Annotated in this window: 13 protein-coding genes, 2 rRNA genes and 1 pseudogene (1 of these 16 only partly in view); 9 read left to right on the forward strand and 7 right to left on the reverse strand. The window is 41.2% G+C overall.

What is annotated here, in order from left to right:
* Nucleotides 1-314 precede the first annotated feature (314 nt).
* Nucleotides 315-2,018 (forward strand): AIPR family protein, encoded by a 1,704-nt coding sequence (locus tag NSMS1_RS08005; RefSeq protein WP_224092397.1) that lies wholly within the window; start codon nt 315-317, stop codon nt 2,016-2,018.
* A gap of 118 nt (nt 2,019-2,136) precedes the next feature.
* Here NSMS1_RS08005 and csaB read toward each other — a convergent pair whose 3' ends face one another.
* Nucleotides 2,137-3,174 carry a polysaccharide pyruvyl transferase CsaB gene (gene csaB / locus NSMS1_RS08010; protein ID WP_224092398.1) on the reverse strand — a complete coding sequence of 346 codons (1,038 nt, stop codon included), beginning with the start codon at nt 3,172-3,174 and terminating at the stop codon, nt 2,137-2,139.
* A gap of 185 nt (nt 3,175-3,359) precedes the next feature.
* Between csaB and NSMS1_RS08015 the strand changes: the two genes are divergently transcribed.
* From NSMS1_RS08015 to hisA, 3 genes are all read left to right on the forward strand, one after another.
* Entirely contained in the window at nt 3,360-3,668 is a 309-nt protein-coding gene (locus tag NSMS1_RS08015) for a DUF2499 domain-containing protein (protein WP_224092399.1), read from the forward strand.
* 96 nt (nt 3,669-3,764) lie between these two features.
* Nucleotides 3,765-4,055, forward strand: a complete 291-nt coding sequence (locus NSMS1_RS08020) for a DUF3593 domain-containing protein (protein WP_224092400.1) — start codon at nt 3,765-3,767, stop codon at nt 4,053-4,055.
* A gap of 135 nt (nt 4,056-4,190) precedes the next feature.
* Nucleotides 4,191-4,964 (forward strand): 1-(5-phosphoribosyl)-5-[(5-phosphoribosylamino)methylideneamino]imidazole-4-carboxamide isomerase, encoded by a 774-nt coding sequence (hisA, locus tag NSMS1_RS08025; RefSeq protein ID WP_224092401.1) that lies wholly within the window; start codon nt 4,191-4,193, stop codon nt 4,962-4,964.
* A gap of 841 nt (nt 4,965-5,805) precedes the next feature.
* Here the strand turns inward: hisA and NSMS1_RS08030 are convergent.
* The gene (locus tag NSMS1_RS08030; protein ID WP_224092402.1) at nt 5,806-6,294 is read right to left on the reverse strand and encodes a hypothetical protein; all 489 of its coding nucleotides are present in this window, start codon (nt 6,292-6,294) and stop codon (nt 5,806-5,808) included.
* Between the two features lie 159 nt (nt 6,295-6,453).
* On the opposite strand from NSMS1_RS08030, the gene NSMS1_RS08035 reads away from it, so the two are divergent.
* A complete protein-coding gene (locus NSMS1_RS08035; RefSeq protein WP_224092403.1) occupies nt 6,454-8,373 on the forward strand; it encodes a serine/threonine protein kinase in 1,920 nt (639 codons plus the stop codon).
* A gap of 87 nt (nt 8,374-8,460) precedes the next feature.
* Here the strand turns inward: NSMS1_RS08035 and ppc are convergent, their stop codons facing one another.
* Nucleotides 8,461-11,538, reverse strand: a complete 3,078-nt coding sequence (gene ppc, locus NSMS1_RS08040; RefSeq protein ID WP_224092406.1) for a phosphoenolpyruvate carboxylase — start codon at nt 11,536-11,538, stop codon at nt 8,461-8,463.
* A gap of 105 nt (nt 11,539-11,643) precedes the next feature.
* Nucleotides 11,644-11,877, reverse strand: a complete 234-nt coding sequence (locus NSMS1_RS08045; protein ID WP_224092408.1) for a hypothetical protein — start codon at nt 11,875-11,877, stop codon at nt 11,644-11,646.
* 216 nt (nt 11,878-12,093) lie between these two features.
* On the opposite strand from NSMS1_RS08045, the gene NSMS1_RS08050 reads away from it, so the two are divergent.
* The 3 genes from NSMS1_RS08050 (at nt 12,094) to psbA (ending at nt 17,942) form a co-directional block, all read left to right on the forward strand.
* On the forward strand, nt 12,094-15,084 hold the full coding sequence (locus tag NSMS1_RS08050; RefSeq protein ID WP_224092409.1) for a DUF1574 family protein: 2,991 nt from the start codon (nt 12,094-12,096) through the stop codon (nt 15,082-15,084).
* Between the two features lie 108 nt (nt 15,085-15,192).
* The gene (locus NSMS1_RS08055; protein ID WP_224092410.1) at nt 15,193-16,680 is read left to right on the forward strand and encodes an MBOAT family O-acyltransferase; all 1,488 of its coding nucleotides are present in this window, start codon (nt 15,193-15,195) and stop codon (nt 16,678-16,680) included.
* A 179-nt stretch (nt 16,681-16,859) separates the two neighbouring features.
* Nucleotides 16,860-17,942 carry a photosystem II q(b) protein gene (psbA, locus tag NSMS1_RS08060; RefSeq protein ID WP_224092411.1) on the forward strand — a complete coding sequence of 361 codons (1,083 nt, stop codon included), beginning with the start codon at nt 16,860-16,862 and terminating at the stop codon, nt 17,940-17,942.
* Nucleotides 17,943-18,325: 383 nt separating this feature from the next.
* Here the strand turns inward: psbA and NSMS1_RS08065 are convergent.
* Nucleotides 18,326-18,719 (reverse strand): annotated as a pseudogene (locus tag NSMS1_RS08065) (hypothetical protein); the annotation flags it as partial.
* Nucleotides 18,720-18,917: 198 nt separating this feature from the next.
* On the opposite strand from NSMS1_RS08065, the gene recR reads away from it, so the two are divergent.
* Nucleotides 18,918-19,475, forward strand: coding sequence for a recombination mediator RecR (gene recR / locus NSMS1_RS08070; protein WP_411908670.1), 558 nt, complete (start codon nt 18,918-18,920; stop codon nt 19,473-19,475).
* A gap of 85 nt (nt 19,476-19,560) precedes the next feature.
* Here recR and rrf read toward each other — a convergent pair.
* Nucleotides 19,561-19,678, reverse strand: a 5S ribosomal RNA gene (gene rrf, locus NSMS1_RS08075).
* 61 nt (nt 19,679-19,739) lie between these two features.
* Nucleotides 19,740-19,742, reverse strand: a 23S ribosomal RNA gene (locus tag NSMS1_RS08080); it runs 2,825 nt beyond the window's last position.

A 19,742-nucleotide genomic window follows, 5' to 3' on the forward strand; every position in this document is an offset into this window, starting at 1 on the left:
TTGAGCTAGATTGGGCAATTTGTGATTGTTATACCAACCAGACAGTAAAAAATGACCGTAATTGCCCAAAATAGAAAACTTTGGATTGAAGTTTATTACAAGATTTGCTATAAACGAGGCAACTTAAAAGTTTTGAAAGTCATCCACTTGCAAGTCTATCTGCGGTTGAGGCTTGTTTAGGTATATGCCGACATAAAGGCAAAATAGAAAATGCTGTAAAGTTATGTGAATTCAATTGCCATGACTTTATTTAAAGCTGTTGAGTTATTTAAACACTACATGATTTATATAATTAGTTCATAGGATTAATATTTATGGATAGAATTACATCTGGATTATTAAATACTTTTAGAAAACAGCTATCTCTACCTGAAGATTTAAATCAATCAGAGAGTTTTGAACACTTTGTTAATTATTACGTAATTTCTAAAGAATATAATTATCAATTTGAACTTGAAGACGTTCATGTTGGGGGAGGCGGAGATAAAGCGTTAGATGGAATAGCAATAATTGTTAATGGAAGTTTAATTAACTCAAAAGAAGAAATTGAAGAATTAGAGAAAAAGAACAAGTATTTAGATGTAGAATTTATATTAATACAATCCAAAACAAGTAGTAATTTTGATGCAGGCGAAATTGCAAAGTTTTTAATAGGAGCAAAAGACTTTTTTGATGAATATTCTTCATTGCCAACCAATCCTCATGTAAAAGATAAACGTCAACTAATGGAATTTATATATACAAAAAGTAGTTTTTTTAAAAATAGAAAACCTTTATGTAAATTATATTATGTTACAACTGGTAAATGGTTTGATGATCTACATTTAAAAGGAGTGATTGATAATCTGCGGAAAAGCCTTGATGAGATGGCAATTTTTGAAAGGATTATATTTAATCCTGTTGATGCTAATGGTATTCAAGATTTGTATAGATTAGCAAATAATAAAATATCACGAGAAATAAAGTTGGAAAAGCGCGTTACTATTCCTAAAATAGAAGATGTAAATCAAGCCTATATTGGTATTATACCAGCACAAGAATATTTAAAACTAATTACTGATGATGATGACAACATCATCAGAGGGCTATTCTACGATAATGTTCGAGGTTTTCAAGGGGAAAATGATGTAAACCAAGAAATTGAAGCAACGATTAAATCTAAAGAGAGTTTATTTTTTGTACTATATAATAATGGAATAACTCTTGTCGCTGAGGATGTGTATCCTGTAGGTGACTCTATTACTATTAGAGATTATCAAATTGTAAATGGATGCCAAACAAGCTACATTTTATATAATAGTAGAGAGTCTATAAAAGAAAATGATTCATTATACATACCAATTAAAATAATTGCTTTAGATCGTGATAGTAAATTAAAAAATAACATTATTAAAGCTAATAATCGACAAACACCTGTAAAACTTGAAGAATTAGAGGCTTTAACTGATTTTCAGAAAAACTTAGAGGAATACTATAATTCTATGCCAGAGGCAAAAAGGCTATATTACGAAAGAAGACCTCGCCAATTTAATGGAATAGATGATATTGAGAAAATAAGAATAGTAGATATACGATCTCAAATGAGATGTTTTGCTTCCATGTTTTTAAACCAAGCACACAATGCAGGAAGATATCATACAAGAATAGTAGAAGAAACAAAAAATAAAATATTCCTTCCTTCTCATCATGCAATAGGTTATTACGTTAGTGTTTATGCCAAGTTTTGTTTAGATGCTCTTTTCCGAAAAAACCAAATAGATGTTAAGTATAAACCATTTAAATATCATATGCTTGATATTTTAAGGATGCAAGTTTCAGGTAAAACAATGCCAGATATGACATCCAATAGGTGTCTTAAATACTGTGAAACACTAGAGCAGGCATTATGGGATGAAACTAAATGCCGAGAAGTATTATTAAATACTACTGTAGTTATTGATAAGGCTGTAAACGAAAATTATGATCGAGATGAAGCAAAAACTATTGGATTCCTAAACAAAATTAAAAGCTTAATTTAAATAATTTATTATTTAGACGCAAGTAAAAATAAAAGTTCTACTCAAATAATAGTAAAACTCTAATCAAACAAAGTTTTTCCGAACCAATCGCCCCAAATGTATAAATTTTATAAACTAATTAGCTTAACGCTTCCCTCAATAATTCCTTGTGCATGAAAGCGCCATTAACCAAAGATTGGATTTTTTCAGATGATAAAGGTTGACCATTAGTGTAATACTCTAACCAAGTTTGAGCGATCGCATCCGCATCATCTGGAATATTAGCTAAATCCCACCCTGGTATTGCCAAATCTTCCATCAGACGATTTATCTTGGGGTCATAACTCAGGGCAAAACAACGACAACCCTCACTGGCTGCCATAATCAAACTGTGTAACCTCATACCGATCGCTAACTCTACACCAGGAAAAACACCTTTTAAAATCTGCGGATCTTCTAAACACAAAATCTTACTAACGTCCTTTAACTGCGGTTGTATTGCCTCAGCTATGGGTAAATCTTCACTTTTTTGAAATGGCAATAATAAAATAAAGGCTTGGGTAGCTTTTTGCAGAGATACCAGAGCTTGAGTCAAATTATCTAAGCGTACTGCTGTTAATTGGGGATGATTTCTTAAAGTAACTGCAATTCTCGGCGTAGGTAAATCAGCAAGTGCTGGTAATGGTTTAGCCTGTAGCGCCCACACAGGATCAGGTGCAAGGATATGGGGAACTTGCCAATCAGACAATAACGCTGCACTAGCGCGATCGCGTACACTAACCTGAGTACAAGCAGTAAAATTTTGCCTTGCCAAGTAGCGAGTCTGAGGACGTACCAAAGGGCCGATACCTTGCGCCCAAGCCACAGTTTTTAAACCCATCCTCTGTGCCAACGCCATCAAACCCCCATAATAGAAAGGGCTAATGCTGCTGGTAACATCCTGAATGAGACTTCCCCCGCCCCAGATAAACGCATCACAAGAACGCAACGCTTGTAGCACAGGCAAAAAAGCCATGCGATTATGGGATTCTACACCATAGCGATCGCTAGTTTCCTTGGGATTTCCAGACAGCACCACAGGCGTAACATGAGATGGTAACATTTGCAGCAGCGTTGCCAACAAAGCTTCATCACCACCATTTCCCTTACCGTAATACCCAGATAATAACGCCCGCATTATTTTTATATAAAATTTGGATGTTGGATTTTAGATTATCAACTTTTTCCCAACAGTTCACCAGATGTCAGTCAGATTGCAAAAAATATCAATTCACCTATGGGAAGATGAGGGGAGTGTTGACGGTTGACGGTTGACTGTTAACTGTTGACTATGGACTAATGACTAATGACTACTGACCAATTATGCACGTTCTCTCAATTCCCACTTGGATTATTCATGTTTCTAGCGTTATAGAGTGGATAGCGGCTATCTGGTTAATTTGGACTTATGGCGAACTCACTGGTAATCGTAGCTGGTGGGGATTGTCCCTAGCAATGTTACCTGCTTTAGTTAGTGCCATGTGTGCTTGTACATGGCATTATTACGACAACTCCGAAGCTCTAGGATGGTTAGTTACACTGCAAGCTAGTATGACTCTAGTTGGTAATTTTACCCTTTGGGCAGCAGCAGTATGGATTTGGCGTTCTGCGAAAATAGAGGCTAGAGATTAGAGATGAGGGAGATGAGGGAGATGAGGAAGCAGAGGATAAAACACAACTGAATTAATTACCAATTACCAATTACCAATTATCAATTACCAAGCAATTATGTCTAAAGAAACCCTATTTGCCCTTTCCTTATTTCCCTATTTGGGTTTCTTGTGGTTTATCAACCGCAGTAAACTAATGCCACGTTTATCACTTTATGGATTTTACGGTACTCTCATTTTTGTCGGTGTGACTATTCCAGCCGGGATTTATGCCAAAGTTCATTATGGTGAAGAGTTAGCAAACGTAGATTGGTTACATGGTGGTGCAGAAGTCTTTTTGACACTTTCTAATATCCTAGTTGTGCTGGGTTTCGCGCAAGCCGTTAGACAATTAAAAACGAAAAGTTAAAAGTGAGTGATGAGTGCTGAAGCACAGAAGCGCGGCGTTGAGCAACGTGCTAAGTGTCCAAGTAAGCTCTACTCCCCCCCTACTCCCTCATCTCCCCCCTCTCCCCACTCTTTTATTTAATACAGGGAAATTTACATGGACGTAATTCCAGCAATTGATTTACTTGAGGGTCGTTGTGTGCGACTCTATCAAGGCGACTACGATCGCTCACAAGTTTATAGTGAAAATCCTGCTGATGTTGCTAAACAGTGGGTAGATCAAGGTGCAACCAGACTACATATAGTCGATTTAGATGGTGCAAAAGCAGGTAAAGTAGTAAATCTCAAAGCAATTGAAGCGATCGCACAAGCAATTTCTGTACCCATTGAGATAGGTGGAGGATTGCGCGATCGCTCTAGTGTGGAACAGGTGTTTAATTTAGGTGTACGTTGGGCAATTCTTGGGACTGTGGCTGTAGAACAACCCCAGCTTGTCCAAGAACTCTGTCAACAATACCCCGAACAAATTATTATCGGTATTGATGCCCGTAACGGATTAGTAGCCACTCGCGGTTGGTTGGAAACCTCAGAAGTTTTAGCCACCCAACTAGCTGTACAAATGCAAGAACTAGGTGCAGCCGCAATTATTTACACAGATATCCACCGTGATGGCACACTACAAGGCCCCAATTTAGACGCATTGCGAGAATTAGCGACCGCCATTTCCATTCCTGTAATTGCATCTGGTGGCGTAAGTTCTGTCACCGATTTGTTAAGTTTGTTAGCGTTGGAACCCCAAGGTGTCAAAGGTGTGATTATCGGGAAAGCTCTGTATACTGGTGATATTAGCTTAAAAGAAGCATTGCAGGCGATCGGACCAGGACGTATACAAGATATTCCACCTAACTTAGATTTCTCCTCCTTCGCCTAGTTATATCGAGTTGCACTTAAAAATAGTAACTTGGGCTAGGGGTGGGGAATAGGGAGTGGGAATATTATGTTTCGACGCAACTTAGTGTTATTCGAGAGGACTACAGTCCTCTGTGTCAAAATTTCCTACACCCTACATAACGAAAACCACTACAGAATTTTTTATTTCCGGAATTGCAAATAACACCGTTGTAGTTGGCTATATAAGTTCATCAGCAATTAGTGTTTTCCTTCAACTCGTCTAGAGTAAATGGTTGTGAACCCATCAATTGGTGACACAACCATTAACAAAAATTACTCAAAATATAAAACAGCTTGCATTATCTATTTTTAAGCTTGCAAAATAACTACAATTTATGGGTTTCCTTGGCTATAGGGGCGTAACAAAATTTACGCTCCTATTTTATTTACTATGTGTGTTAGTTAATAAAAAACAGACTGGAAAGCCTTATTAGTATAGATTTGTTAATTAATTACTACCCTAACTTATCTGGCAATGACTGTAAACTTATTGACTGATTTCTGGAAACGGTCATATGCTGGATGTAGTTACAATTATCACGCATTACAGGATTGCATTTTATGGCCAGCGAACAGCCTAACTCTAACCAAGCATCTAATAAAAATCTTAATTCAGTTAATCCACCTAGAAAAAGACCATTAAATAACGGCAAACCTAAAAAAACAGATCAATAAATTTTTAAATTAAATGTATTTAAGTTTAAAAAAGACGTAATATTACTTACGTCTTTTTAATTGGCGCAATTTCATAGAGAATTGACATGAGCCTGATTTCAATTAGTAAACGCGATCGCCTACGCTGGGGCTTAACCCATCGCAATTTAACCTTCTGGTAAACTAGCAAACACTTGGTCAACTAATTCCTTGGTCTTATCTTCCAAGCGTTGCCAATCAACTTCACCTACGTCATCAATTAAACTAGTATCAATATCAACTACCTCACTCTCCGACGTGTAATCAATAAAACATACCTGATAACATAGTTCCCATAGATCAATACTGACAATTTGGTCTTGACGTTGCAAACATAAATGATATCCTGGGTGGGGCATTGGTAATTGTGCTAACCTCTCTCTAATTGCATCAGCTTGTTCTAAGGTTGCAGACTCCATTTCTTGCAATAACTGCGTCACCAAAGCTTTTGCCTCGTCAGTGGTGTTAGGCGGCCAAATCAGTACATCTTGGTAAGTTCCTTTCCAAGCAGATTCATCCAACTGCTTGCGGAGATTATCAATAACGCGAATAAAAGCAGGCTGCATGAGGAGTTCGGCCTGCTGCCATGTAACTTGGTTTGTTATTCTAGGTGGCATTGGTCAAAGGCACTAAAAGAAAAATTTACAGTCTGTGTATATTAAAAAGATTGCTTATTTAGTACAAATCTTTTATCAAGATAACGGATTTCCCGTAAAAAAAATTGGAGATATTTATTACTATCGGGAGATTTTCGGTAATAACTTTGGGGAGGGAATATGATTGGCAAGCTATTAGATCACCGATACCAAGTAATTAGAGTCCTGGCTACGGGAGGATTCGGACAAACTTACATAGCCGAAGATACTCGACGACCTGGTAATCCTACTTGTGTAGTCAAGCACCTCAAACCCGCCACCTCTGACCCCAAAGTTTTTGAGACAGCCAAACGCCTCTTTCACAGCGAAGCCGAAACTTTAGAAAATCTCGGTCATCATGAACAAATCCCCAGATTACTTGCATATTTTGACGAAAACCAAGAGTTTTACCTAGTACAAGAGTTTATCGACGGACATACTCTGACGCAAGAACTTATCCCTGGTAATCGTTGGATTGAAAGCCAGGTAATTCATTTGTTACAAGAAATATTAAGTATTTTAGAGTTTGTCCATAACCAAGGTGTAATTCACCGCGACATCAAACCAGACAACATTATCCGCCGCACTACTGACAATAAATTAGTTTTGGTAGACTTTGGGGCGGTGAAACAATTGCGTACCCAAATGGTGACAGTGGGTGGTCAATCAACTGCTACGGTAGTGATTGGTACTCCTGGCTACATGGCTACAGAGCAAGGACAAGGTAAACCCCGTGCTAATAGCGATATTTATGCTTTGGGAATTATTGCCATTCAAGCTTTAACAGGTATAGCACCTACAGAGTTACAAGAAGACCCCCAGACAGGTGAACTCATTTGGCGGCACTTGGTGAATGTGAATGAGCGCCTAGCAGCAGTGTTAAATAAAATGGTACGCTATCACTTTAAAGACCGTTACCAATCTGCCACGGAAGCACTACAAGCCTTACAGGATGCCATCAATCCTGTTCCTGTCGTTGTCTCATCTACATCAGTAACATCTTTCAATCATCCCAGCTATCAACCGGCTAAACCATCATCTCCTGTATCCCGTCAGCAAACTGTAGCCGTTGCGCCAGCACACCAAGTTGTTAGTCAACCTGCACGCCAAGACACTAATAAATCTGACCCCTTACCCCTGTTAATAGGCATTGTACTAGCAGGTGGGGCTGCGGCTTTAGTGGCTAACTTATATCCCAATGTCAAAAATTTTGCGGCTAATGTGTTCAGTAATGATGACACAGGGAATAAATGCTTGGCTGTGGTAGCGGGTAATTCTAATATTCGTTCTGAACCTAGTTCGATTAATACTGATACTGTTTTACAAACAGTTGGTGTCAATACTAGCTATGAGGTTACAGGTAAACGGACAAAACGAGGTTGGGTAGAAATAAAACTTAAATCTGGTCGTTTAGCTTGGGCGCACTCAGATGTGATTGTGAATAAAGCAGAGTGGCCAGCTTGCCTACGCGATCGCCAAATTGCGATTAAAACAGTAGATGATAGTACTCTAATTGCCACTAGACCACAACCCGAACCCAAACCACGGTCGGAAACTATCATAAATCCAGCGCCAGAACCAGATTCTCAGCCAACCGAACAGGCACAACCCCCGGTAGACAGGAGTAAAATTGTCGAACAAGCCAGACAGAAGTATGATTCAGGGGATTTGGTAGGTGCGATCGCTATGTTAAGATCGATCCCAGCAAACGCTTCTGCTGGCATTAAAGAAACAGCCGCCATAATTAACCAGTGGCAACAAGATTGGCAAAAAGCTGATGCTTTATCTAATGACATCAACAAAGCTTTAGAAAATGGTCAATGGGATAAAGTTTTAGAATACAAAAATCATCCCGAAAAGTTACCTAACATTAAATACTGGCGAGATAAGTTAGAACCTGTATTTAAAGAAGCTGCCGAAAATGTAGCCAAACAAGCTCTCCCCAAGACAGAAAATCCGCAGGAGGAAAATCACCCTGCACAAGAAACCCCAAAGACTGAGGAACCATCTGTCGATGAGACACCTACTCCTCAAGAAATTTCGCCGCAGGGTGGGTATTAATGGTGTTTTGCTCTGTTTCTCCCTACAAGTTAAATAGTCCATAATTGATAACCAAAAGTTTATTGACTATGGACTATTGACTAAATATCAACCTGTATTTCTCATCCCCGCAGCGATACCGTTAATGGTTAATAGTGCGCCGCGTAGTAACTCGCCTTTGCTGTAACGGGAGTGGATAACACCGGAGGTTGCAGTATTATTCTTAGACTGGCGGAGGCGTTTGAGGAGAGATACTTGAATAAACCCTAACGGAACGATTGTACCGTTACGTAACTGTACAGAACGCTGAAGTACAGGGTCGCCATCTAGGAGGCGGCTGTGGTCGGTGATTTTGAGAACTAAATCTCTGGTGAGATAGTATTCATTAGCGATTTGCTCAAACACTTTCTCAAACCTGGGCTTATCTTCAGGGTCAGATAATTCTTGTACGTAATGACCAGCCATTTGCATATCTACTTTGGCCAAGGTCATTTCTACTTTGGAAATTACCATTTTGAAGAAAGGCCATTTGACATAAAAGTAGCGCATCAATTTTAGATGTTCCTCTGGTTCTTCCAAGAGAAACTGTTGCAAGGCTGTACCCACACCATACCAAGAAGGTAAGAGGAAGCGGGTTTGTGTCCAGCTAAATACCCAAGGAATGGCGCGGAGGCTGCTTAAATCTTTCTTCCCAGAAGGGCGACGGGCGGGACGGGAACTAATTTGCAGTTGGCTGATTTCTTCAATGGGGGTGACTTGGTGGAAGAAGTCGATGAAATCAGGTTGTTCGTAAATTAAATCACGATAATGCTGACGCGATCGCACGGCTAATTCTTCCATGATTTCGTTCCAAGGTTCGATATCATCAAACCCAGTTCGCAACAAGCTGGCTTGAATTACAGCCGTGGTTATGGTTTCTAAGTTGTACAGTGCTAAATCTAGCAAGGAGTATTTAGAAGCTAATACTTCCCCTTGTTCGGTAATTTTAATTCGCCCGTTGATGCTGTGTCCTGGTTGCGCCAAAATCGCCTCGTGGGCTGGGCCGCCGCCTCTACCCACAGAACCGCCGCGTCCGTGGAAAATCCGCAAGTTCACGCCATATTCTTCAGCGATTTCTTGTAAAGATTTTTGGGCTTTGTGAATTTCCCAGTTGCTACTTAAGAAGCCGGAGTCTTTGTTACTGTCAGAATACCCTAACATCACTTCTTGGAGGTTGGGGGTGAGAATAGTTGAGGATAGGGGGAGGGGGAGATGAGGCGATGGGGGAATTTCTTGGCTACCGTTAAAAGCTGCATAACCGCCTGCGAGTAAGGCGCGGTACAAAGGTAACTCAAATAACTGGCGCATGACGCTGCGCGAACGTTGCAAGTCTTCGACGGTCTCAAATAATGGTACTACCTGAATTGTGCCGACTGCGATCGCTGGGTCAAAAAGTCTGGCTTCTTTGGCGAGTAGCAGCACTTCCAAAACATCGCTGACTTGACGACACATACTAATGATGTAGGTTTGGCAGATATTTATGCCAAATTCTTGTTGTAGCGATCGCACTACGCGGAAGGTTTTAATGACATCATTAGTTTTGTCGGAGAATGGTAACTCTGAGGAAATCAAGGGGCGACGGGTTTGCAATTCCTTGGTTAACCAAGCAACTCGTTCTTCCTCGGTTAGTTCGTTGTAGGACTGGGGTAATATTTGCAGGTATTCCAGAATCTCATTTAAAGCGTCTGAGTGTCTGGTTGATTCTTGGCGGATATCTAATTTTGTCAGGTTAAAGTCAAATATCTCGACTTGACAGATGAGATTATCCAATTCTCGACAGCTTAAACCAGTTTCCGTCAAGTTATGCTGAATTAGTCGCAACTCTGTCAAAAATTCTTCCCCGTTGCGGTACATGGGGCTGTCTTCGTTGGTGGGGGTTTCGCCCTTATATAATGCTAAATTGCGATCGCGGGTATTTTCCAGCCGCTTCAAGACGTAAGCTAGTTTGAGGCGATAGGGTTCTTGGCGATATCTCAGCGCCAGTGCGTCGTATACTTCACTTAACTGGGACTGGTCTAACTCCAAGGACTCCAGTAAATCTGGTAACACATCACTCCAGTGCATGGAGATACTTAACAATTCAATTAATTGCGTGACAGACTTGATATATCTCTCCAACACCATTTTGCGTTGATAGCAAGCTGTCTGCCAAGTAATTTCCGGTGTTACCGATGGGTTTCCATCTCTGTCAGAACCTACCCAGGAACCAAAGGAACAGAAATCTTTCCTTGGTGGTTCTAACCAAGAGAAGGTTTGTTTTAACGCATAATTGAAGCGTTTATACAGTTGGGGAATGCCATCAAATAAAACTTCTTGGAAGTAGTGTAAAGCGTAATCTACTTCATCTAGTACAGTCGGCTTGAATTGATGGAGTTCGTCTGTCCGCCACCACAAGCGAATTTCTTCGAGTAATTTCTCCCGAATTTCTGACCCTTCCCAAGGATAACCACCGCCATTGTTGGTGCGAGTTTCTACCGCATCGAGTTGTTGCAACAGTTCTACTACTTGGCGTTGCTTATCGCGGATGGTGTGACGGACAATTTCCGTCGGGTGGGCGGTAAATACTAGGCGGACATCGAGTTGGGAAATGAGGCGTTGAATTTGTTGGGGTGGGACATTCAACTTATGTAACAAAGGAAATAGGGCGGCGAATGTCCCTTTTTGTTTGTTTTGTCCGCGATGAGTCCAATTTTTAGCGAGGAAGTCTGTACCTAACCCACGATTGAAAATTACATCATCTTCGTTATGGTTTGATGACGATGTAATGTTTTCTGAAGAATCAAGAGTGGCTGTTTCGGCTTCTATCTCAGAATAGCGGGTCAATTGCTGCCTTTGTTCAAATTCCTGCTCGATGATGTTGATGAGCTGAAAATACAAAGCAAACGCCCTCGCCGCCCGGATAGCTTCATTAATATTCAACTGTTCAATTAACTTGACAGCAGAAACGGCTTGGTCTTTTGTCGCCTGTCCTTCTGGGGAACACAAATCACGCAACTGCCGCAACAAATCTACCATGTTTTGACCGCATTCTTGCCGTAGCACCGTCTCCCACAACTCTTCTACTATTTGCAGACGATGGCGCAAAAACAATTCGGATGCGGGGTAGAAATTAGCAGACTCAGATAGAGAGTATAAAACCGAACTCATATTGCTTCTCTTGTAAAGCCAATTACTGTTTAACAGCCTTTATCTTTGGTAATGTATGCTCTTGGCAATTTCTGTGAGCATATTGTTAAAGTATATTTTTTAACTTTATGTATTTAATTCATTGTCATCGGGGAAGGGTAAAATGGGCAGGCGATCGCCGCGAAACAATTCTTCACTAGCTTGTCCCAAGGATTCCAGGGCTTTTACGGTGACATTTCCCGTGGTAAGCAGCATTAGTATAGACGCTGTACCTATTTCTAAGAGGAGAGAATTGGGAATGCTAAACAAAAGCAAATTTAATCCGGGGGTTGGTGTGGGCTTTTGAGTAATAGGGGGCATTGTTTGTCCTTAATTATGAGCCAGCGAGTAGAATAAGACGCAAAATGCAAAATCTGTATGACTTGTAACTGTACAGGACTATTCTGTCCCATTTAACAAGCCAAAAAGGTAACGAAATTGTTAACAAAAAACAGCAAAATGTGATAAACCTATGGTTCTAGTTTACAAGTGCAGGCACTACCCCCCAACATTCCCATCCTGTAAAGTTAACTGCCCATGAAAACAGTACTCCTAGATAGCCAAAAATCCTTGTCGCAGTGGGTCAGCCAAGCAACGGGGATAAACACTTTTGGGGTGAAAGTCCGGTTACGGGGAAATGACCTTCATATTCTGTGTGAAGGGTTAGAGTGTCCTCAACGCTGGCGCACTCTCTCTGATTTGCTTCATGCACTACAGCAAACGAATTTAGACGACCTCACCAGCAAAGACCAACCCTCAATATACCAAGTATTTGTCTACGGGCGTAAACGAGGGGAGTACCGCCCCCAGTGGTGTCACAAAGTCCACTTAAACCAGTTGGAACGGCATCTGGAACAAGTGGAACAAGCGCTGTTAGCCAATGAGGAAAAAGTCCCTGGTGGGGCGTTAATTCTCTCAAATGAAAGTTTGGCGCGTCGGGGAGATGCTAACGCCATCGCCCGTTATCTGAGCGAAACCCTAAGTGCAATGGGTGTGGCGGTACAGGTAAGCGTCAAGCAACATCAGCCCAGCGATGGTAACTCTGAGGTATTCAATCGCCTGTGGATATTTTGCCAATCTGCTTATAGTCCTGACCCTTCATTACTAGCAGAACCAGTAGCCCAGAAATTGCGCCAGTTGAATCTGGCTGGCTACTGTGATGCTGTGATTGTTTCTCAAGTTAGTGGTGAGACTAACCCTGACTGGCTGTTAAGAATTGACTTGACACCGCCAGAGGTGATGCTGAAAGAATGGGCGCGGTGGGGAGATGTCCAAGCGATCGCCCGTTTATTAACAGCCGCAGTATCCGAGTTACTGGTGAACGTGCAAGTTTCCCTACAAGAATCCACCCTGCATATTTTTTGTGAACCCAGTGTTAAAGGTTCCTCAGTACCAGATAAAACAACTTGTGTTGATAAAATTTTAGCGCAACTAGAAGCGATCGCTCCCCAAGGTATTATGGGGGCTACAGTTTACGGACAAAAACCCAACGACAAGCAGCCAAAGTGGATTGATTGGCTCAAGTTACCCGCCAGCGAACATCCAGCCTTGGCTACTCCTACCTTTGATTTGGCTATCTCTGGTGATGAACCTGCAATAGTTTTCTTACTAGAACGTCTACTCAACCCCGACTTAGATAGACGCTTAAAAACAGGTGGTCTGCGGGTACTGTTGCTACGCAAAGGCGACTTACTCCATATCATGTGTGATGCGCCCGTTTGTCCCAGCCGTAAACAAGTAGCGCCTAGAGTCATTCAATTTTTACGCCAATTAAATCTGGCGGGTACGGCTGGAGTAAGGGTTTATGGTCGTCGTGCTGGAAATAAAGAACCCTTTTGGCATTATGGTGTAGATTTAGTCCACCGCCAGCGCCTCGTTCCCGAAGCCACACCAGAATTTGCTGCTACTTCTGAATACGTCGATGAGTTAGTCACCAAAGAAGACGACGAACCAATTTTGCGTTCTGAGGTGACTACAGAGGAAGTACAAAACTTCGTCTCGGAAGTTGCTAAAGATTGGCTAACAACCGCAAGTTCCACAATCAAAAAATGGCTTCTCAACAGCCAATTATTTACCGAAACTGGACAACCATTTAACCAAGCGACAGATACTCAAAGTGTTAAAGTTGCTTTAGTTTGGGGAACCCTTGGTTTATTGCTGACCCTGCAAACCGATTGGGTTTTGGGGGTAATTGTTACTCGCACTATGCAAAGTAAAACACAGGTCGCTAGTATCTCCCAACCGTCACCCACAGAACAAGATTCATCTTTGCAATATCAAGATGACCAAAACCAGAGAACAGCATTTTTTGCCAGCAGTTCTCAGTCTAAGGGTGGCGCATTCAACGCTTCTGGCTTCACACAAGAAGATAAACCCAAAAGTCTAACAGCCGCACCATTGAGGGAAAAAGCCACAGCAGCCGCAATTTTACTAGCAGCGCGATCGCAAATGCCTAGTTTTAACGTCAGACAACTAGACGAACAACTGGTGCTATATAGACAACGCATCGCCAAAAACGGCAAACCTGCTGATGTTCTAATTATTGGTTCTTCCCGCGCCTTGAGGGGAGTTGACCCAATGGCTTTGTCTAAAGCCTTGGCGCTGCAAGGTTACAAAAACGTTGATGTATTTAACTTTGGTATCAATGGTGCAACCGCCCAAGTTGTAGACTTTGTAATTCGCCAAGTTTTGCAACCATCAGAACTACCAAAAGTAATTATTTGGGCTGACGGCTCCCGTGCGTTTAATAGTGGACGGGACGACTTAACATTTAGAGCGATCGCTAATTCTCCAGGCTATCAACAAGTTCTCCAGCAAGCCCAAACAAACCCCAAAAACGAACAAGCCCAAAAAATCACAGAAAAGCCTACTGAGGAGATAAAAGCACCACCTAAACCAGAAATGAACAGCTATCAAGCTATTAATTCCTGGTTAAATCAAGGCTTGGCTAATCTTTCTACTACTTATCAAAATCGTGAACAAGTGCAGGCTTTATTGCAAACTAAAATAGCTTCATTATCTATGTTTAGTGAGCAGCCAAAAGCCGAATCACTCATACACTCGACATCCGATAATAGCGACGACAGTATTAACTCACAAGCTGTAGATTTTGATGGTTTTCTTGCTTTATCTGTACGCTTCAATCCTGCCAGATACTATCAAAAATACTCCAGAGTTACAGGCAATTATGACAATGATTATAAAGATTTTCAAGTAGGAGGAATACAAGACGCAGCCTTCCGCGATGTTTTGCAATTTACCCAAGCACAAAATATTTCCTTAGTCTTTGTCAATATGCCCCTGACAGCAGAATATTTAGATCCAGTACGTAAAAAATACGAACAAGACTTTCAACAATATATGTTAGGTTTAGCCACCAATCCTAACTTTATTTATCGTGATTTAAGCGAACTCTGGCCCAAAGCCAATGATTATTTTTCCGACCCCAGCCACCTTAATCGTTTTGGTGCTTACGAAGTCTCGAAAAAATTAGCTACAGACCCGATGATTTCTTGGCCAACTAAGTAGAGATGAGGGAGTAAAGGGAGTAAGGGAAGATGAGGGAGATAAGGGAGTAGGGAAAATAACTATTGACTATGGACTGTTGACTAATGACTAATGACTAATGACTAAACTATGAATTTTATATCTGTTCTTTATGCTATTTTTCTGTTGAGTGCGTTAGGCATTTATTGGTCTGTTGGTCGTCAGCAACTACGGCTATGGACTTTATTAATTGCCAGTTTGGTATTCTACGCCTCTTTAAGCGTTCCATACATACCACTGCTATTAGCACTCACATTTATTAACTTTCGCTTAGGTCGAGAGATTGGCAAAAACACTTCTCCAGGACAACATAATCTTAACTGGCAAATTTCTAACGAGGAGTGGCAATTTGCTCAAATAGATTGGAATCGACGCAGGTTAAATATATTATGGCTTGGCATAGCTGTAAATGTTTTATTATTACTAAGTTTTAAGTATGTTAATAGTTTTTTAGAATTAGCTTTCAACCCATCAGAATCTTCTTGGAAGATAGTAGCACCTCTAGGTATTTCCTTTTTTACTTTTGAATGTATTTCTTATTTAATAGATGTCTATCGCGGTGCGCCTGCAAACAATAATTTTTTACAGTTTGCCACTTATAAACTATTTTTTGCTAAATTAATTTCCGGGCCAATCACACGCTATCATAGCCTAGCAAATCAATTTAATACCTTACAATTTCCTACGGCTGATACAATCTCAGAAGCACTATGGTTAATTGCTAGAGGTGCTGTAAAAAAAGGAATTTTGGCAGACCGTTTAGGAATATTTGTTGACTTATGTTTTGGTAATTTGCAACGTGCTGGTAGTAGTGATTTATGGTTAGCAACTTTTGCATATGGCTTGCAATTATATCTAGATTTTAATGGCTATGTAGATATCGCTCGTGGTACTGCTTTGCTATTTGGTTTAGTGCTACCAGAAAACTTTGATTTTCCCTATTTCACTACTAGCATTGCTGAATTTTGGCGACGTTGGCACATGACTTTGGGAGATTGGTTGCGTAATTACGTCTACTTTCCCTTGGGTGGTTCTCGTCAAGGCTTAACTCGTACTTGCTGGAATTTATTTCTTGTGATGTTAATTGCAGGTATTTGGCATGGTTCAGCTTGGGGTTTCGTGGTTTGGGGTGTTTATCACGGTTTAGCTTTGGTGGTTCATCGCCTAACGGATGTGATGAGCGATCGCTATGAAAAATTAGCCCTTTTCTGGGAAAATCCTATAGGGGTAATTGTGGCCTGGCTATGCACTCAAGTAATGGTTTTTACTTCTTGGATTTGGTTCCGTCTGCCTAACTTGCAAGAATCTTCCCTAGTTGTTCAGCATCTATTGGGTCATAATGCTGATGACCAATTTGCTCAAAAGGTCTACGTAGAAGCTCTGAATACCAGCCAATCTCAAGTTTCTGGAATCCTATTTTCAATAGTTGCCCTTATGGGTATCACCTATGTCTTCAAAGGAAGGCTAAAACTAGAGTTCAACTGGCCTATCAAGCTTGTCTTTGTGCCTATATGCCTTTATGCTGTTTGGTTGTTTGCGCCTGAAGGCAGCCTTCCTTACATCTACTTCGATTTTTAGAAATCGTGCGTCTCTGTGCCTTTACTTTGATAACCACAGAAATAATAAATAAATCTAATTGTAAATAATACATTAATAACTTATTTGAATTGTGAAAGTGCGTAAAATCATGTAAAGCTTAATATAACAAGCGCACACTTAAAGCGCTTGATTTATTAATCCAAAGCAATCATAAAAAGATGACCACAGCCTTACAACAGCGCAGTAGCGCCAACGTATGGGAACGGTTCTGCAACTGGATCACCAGCACCGAAAACCGCATTTATGTAGGTTGGTTTGGTGTATTGATGATTCCTACATTGCTAGCCGCAACCACCTGCTTCATCATAGCCTTTGTCGCCGCACCCCCCGTAGACATTGATGGTATCCGTGAACCCGTAGCAGGTTCCTTGATCTACGGAAACAACATCATCTCAGGTGCAGTTGTACCCTCCTCCAACGCCATTGGTTTACACTTCTACCCAATTTGGGAAGCAGCATCCCTAGATGAGTGGTTGTACAACGGTGGCCCTTACCAATTGGTAGTATTCCACTTCCTCATCGGATGTGCTTGCTACTTAGGTCGTCAGTGGGAATTATCCTACCGCTTGGGTATGCGTCCTTGGATCTGCGTAGCCTACTCCGCACCCTTGGCATCAGCAGCAGCAGTATTCTTGATCTACCCCATCGGACAAGGTTCCTTCTCTGATGGTATGCCCTTGGGTATCTCCGGTACATTCAACTTCATGATCGTGTTCCAAGCAGAACACAACATCCTCATGCACCCCTTCCACATGCTAGGTGTGGCTGGTGTATTTGGTGGTTCTTTGTTCAGTGCAATGCACGGTTCTCTAGTAACTTCTTCCTTGGTTCGTGAAACAACCGAAACCGAATCCCAAAACTACGGTTACAAATTCGGACAAGAAGAAGAAACCTACAACATCGTAGCAGCACACGGTTACTTCGGACGCTTGATCTTCCAATACGCGAGCTTCAACAACTCACGTTCCTTGCACTTCTTCCTAGCTGCATGGCCCGTAGTTGGTATCTGGTTCACCGCGTTGGGTGTCAGCACAATGGCGTTCAACCTCAACGGTTTCAACTTTAACCAGTCCATCATCGACTCACAAGGTCGTGTCATCAATACCTGGGCTGACATCATTAACCGCGCTAACTTAGGTATGGAAGTCATGCACGAGCGTAACGCTCACAACTTCCCCTTAGACTTGGCGGCTTCTGAAGTTACTCCTGTTGCATTAAGCGCTCCTGCTATCAACGGTTAACACCTGAAGTCTTATCTTATCTCAATAGCTAAATAAAAAACGTCCTTTATTCTTAGAGGGCGTTTTTTATAAAACAGACTTCAGAAGTCAGGAGCCAGAATTCAGTATGAATTCTGTGCGAGTGGCGGATGAATATTGGTTTAAAACCTCGCCCCTAGTGGGCGAAAAAAAGCTAAAACTTTTTCCTCATTCAAACCCCATCCCTTTATGGGTGGAGTATTCTGTATTATGTCTTCTGACTCCTTTTTATTTTTATTTAAAGTCAGCTTTTAAAGTCGACTGTGACAACTTATTTTTTGAAGCGTGCTTATACTAATCCCTCTTTTGTTACTACGGGGAAAGTATAATTAGAAAGAAAACCGTAAACAGTAAGTAAGAGGAATAGAGAATACACGTTTAAATCTTTGCCACTCGCGCATATTGAGTATGCTGTGTCGGAAGTAAATCTGTATCATGGTTTGAGCGAATTGCAACCATATAGTTTAGATTCATTTCATCTAACACTGATATGAAATTAGATCCACTCTCACCCTTCGGGTTCGCAGTCGCTTCAAGTCGGCAAAGCCGCCCAACGCGCTGCTCACCATATAAACTATCTGCCAGTACCAAATTGAATTTAAAGCCCATTGATTTTAACTTTCTCATCAGCATTGCTGCTATTTGTGGTTTAGTTAAATATTTATCTTCTGGCTTTAATCTTTCACGAGGCTTGTATACTTCAAACAGCAATGGAAACGTCATTCCACAGAATACGCCATAGGCTGTAACTACTACAATTGGCAATATTCGTCCACGAATTTGATTGTTTTTAGGGGCGGACGAGGCTCTACCATGCTCTGTGCTTACGTTCTAGCTTTTTTACGTTCTTATGCTACCGCGAAAGTGACAAATCAGTGTCATCATAATTAAGGTAACAAATATTCTGGAGATAAAACCACGGTTTACGCACGCCCCTTAGCACGGTTAATAGAACAATTGCAACGCTTACCTGGAGTTGGTCCTAAAACTGCCCAAAGACTAGCTTTGCACATTTTAAAACGACCAGAATCTGAAGTGGAAGCTTTAGCCCAGGCACTGGTTGAAGCCAAAAGACAGGTTGGCTTATGTTCTGTTTGCTTTCACCTTTCTGCTGAACCAGTTTGTGAAATCTGTCGCAATCCTAACCGTGACAACAATATATTCTGCGTTGTCGCAGATTCTCGTGATGTAATCGCACTTGAAAAAACCCGCGAATACAAAGGTAAATACCACGTTTTAGGCGGAGTCATTTCTCCAATTGATGGAATCGGCCCAGAACAACTGACTATCCAAGCTTTAGTCAGGCGAGTAAGTCAGCAAAAACCACGAGAAGTAATCATGGCAATTAGTCCAAGCGTAGAGGGAGAAACAACAACCCTTTATGTTGGTCAGTTGCTGAAGCCGTTTACTAAAGTGACAAGGATCGCCTTTGGTTTGCCCGTAGGTGGAGATTTAGAATATGCTGATGAGATTACACTAGCAAGAGCATTAGAAGGACGTAGGGAGTTGGATTAGCTATAGCCAATTATTAAATATAAAAGTAGCCAAACAAAAAAGCGCCCTCAGTAATTAATTGAGAGCGCCTTTTGTTAAAAAAAGAACCTGGCACCGAGCGATTGTGGCGGGAGGCAACCCTCCAACTATCGTAGCCGTAGCAGCGTTTCACAACTGAGTTCGGGATGGGATCAGAGTGGTGCCACTGCACCATAGGCACCAGGAAAACTTAGTGGGTACAAAACCCTGAAGACTGCCAGAAACGCGATATTTGCCAATGATGATGAG

Origin of the sequence: Nostoc sp. MS1, from assembly GCF_019976755.1 — a bacterium.
In the GTDB taxonomy this organism is placed as follows: domain Bacteria; phylum Cyanobacteriota; class Cyanobacteriia; order Cyanobacteriales; family Nostocaceae; genus Trichormus.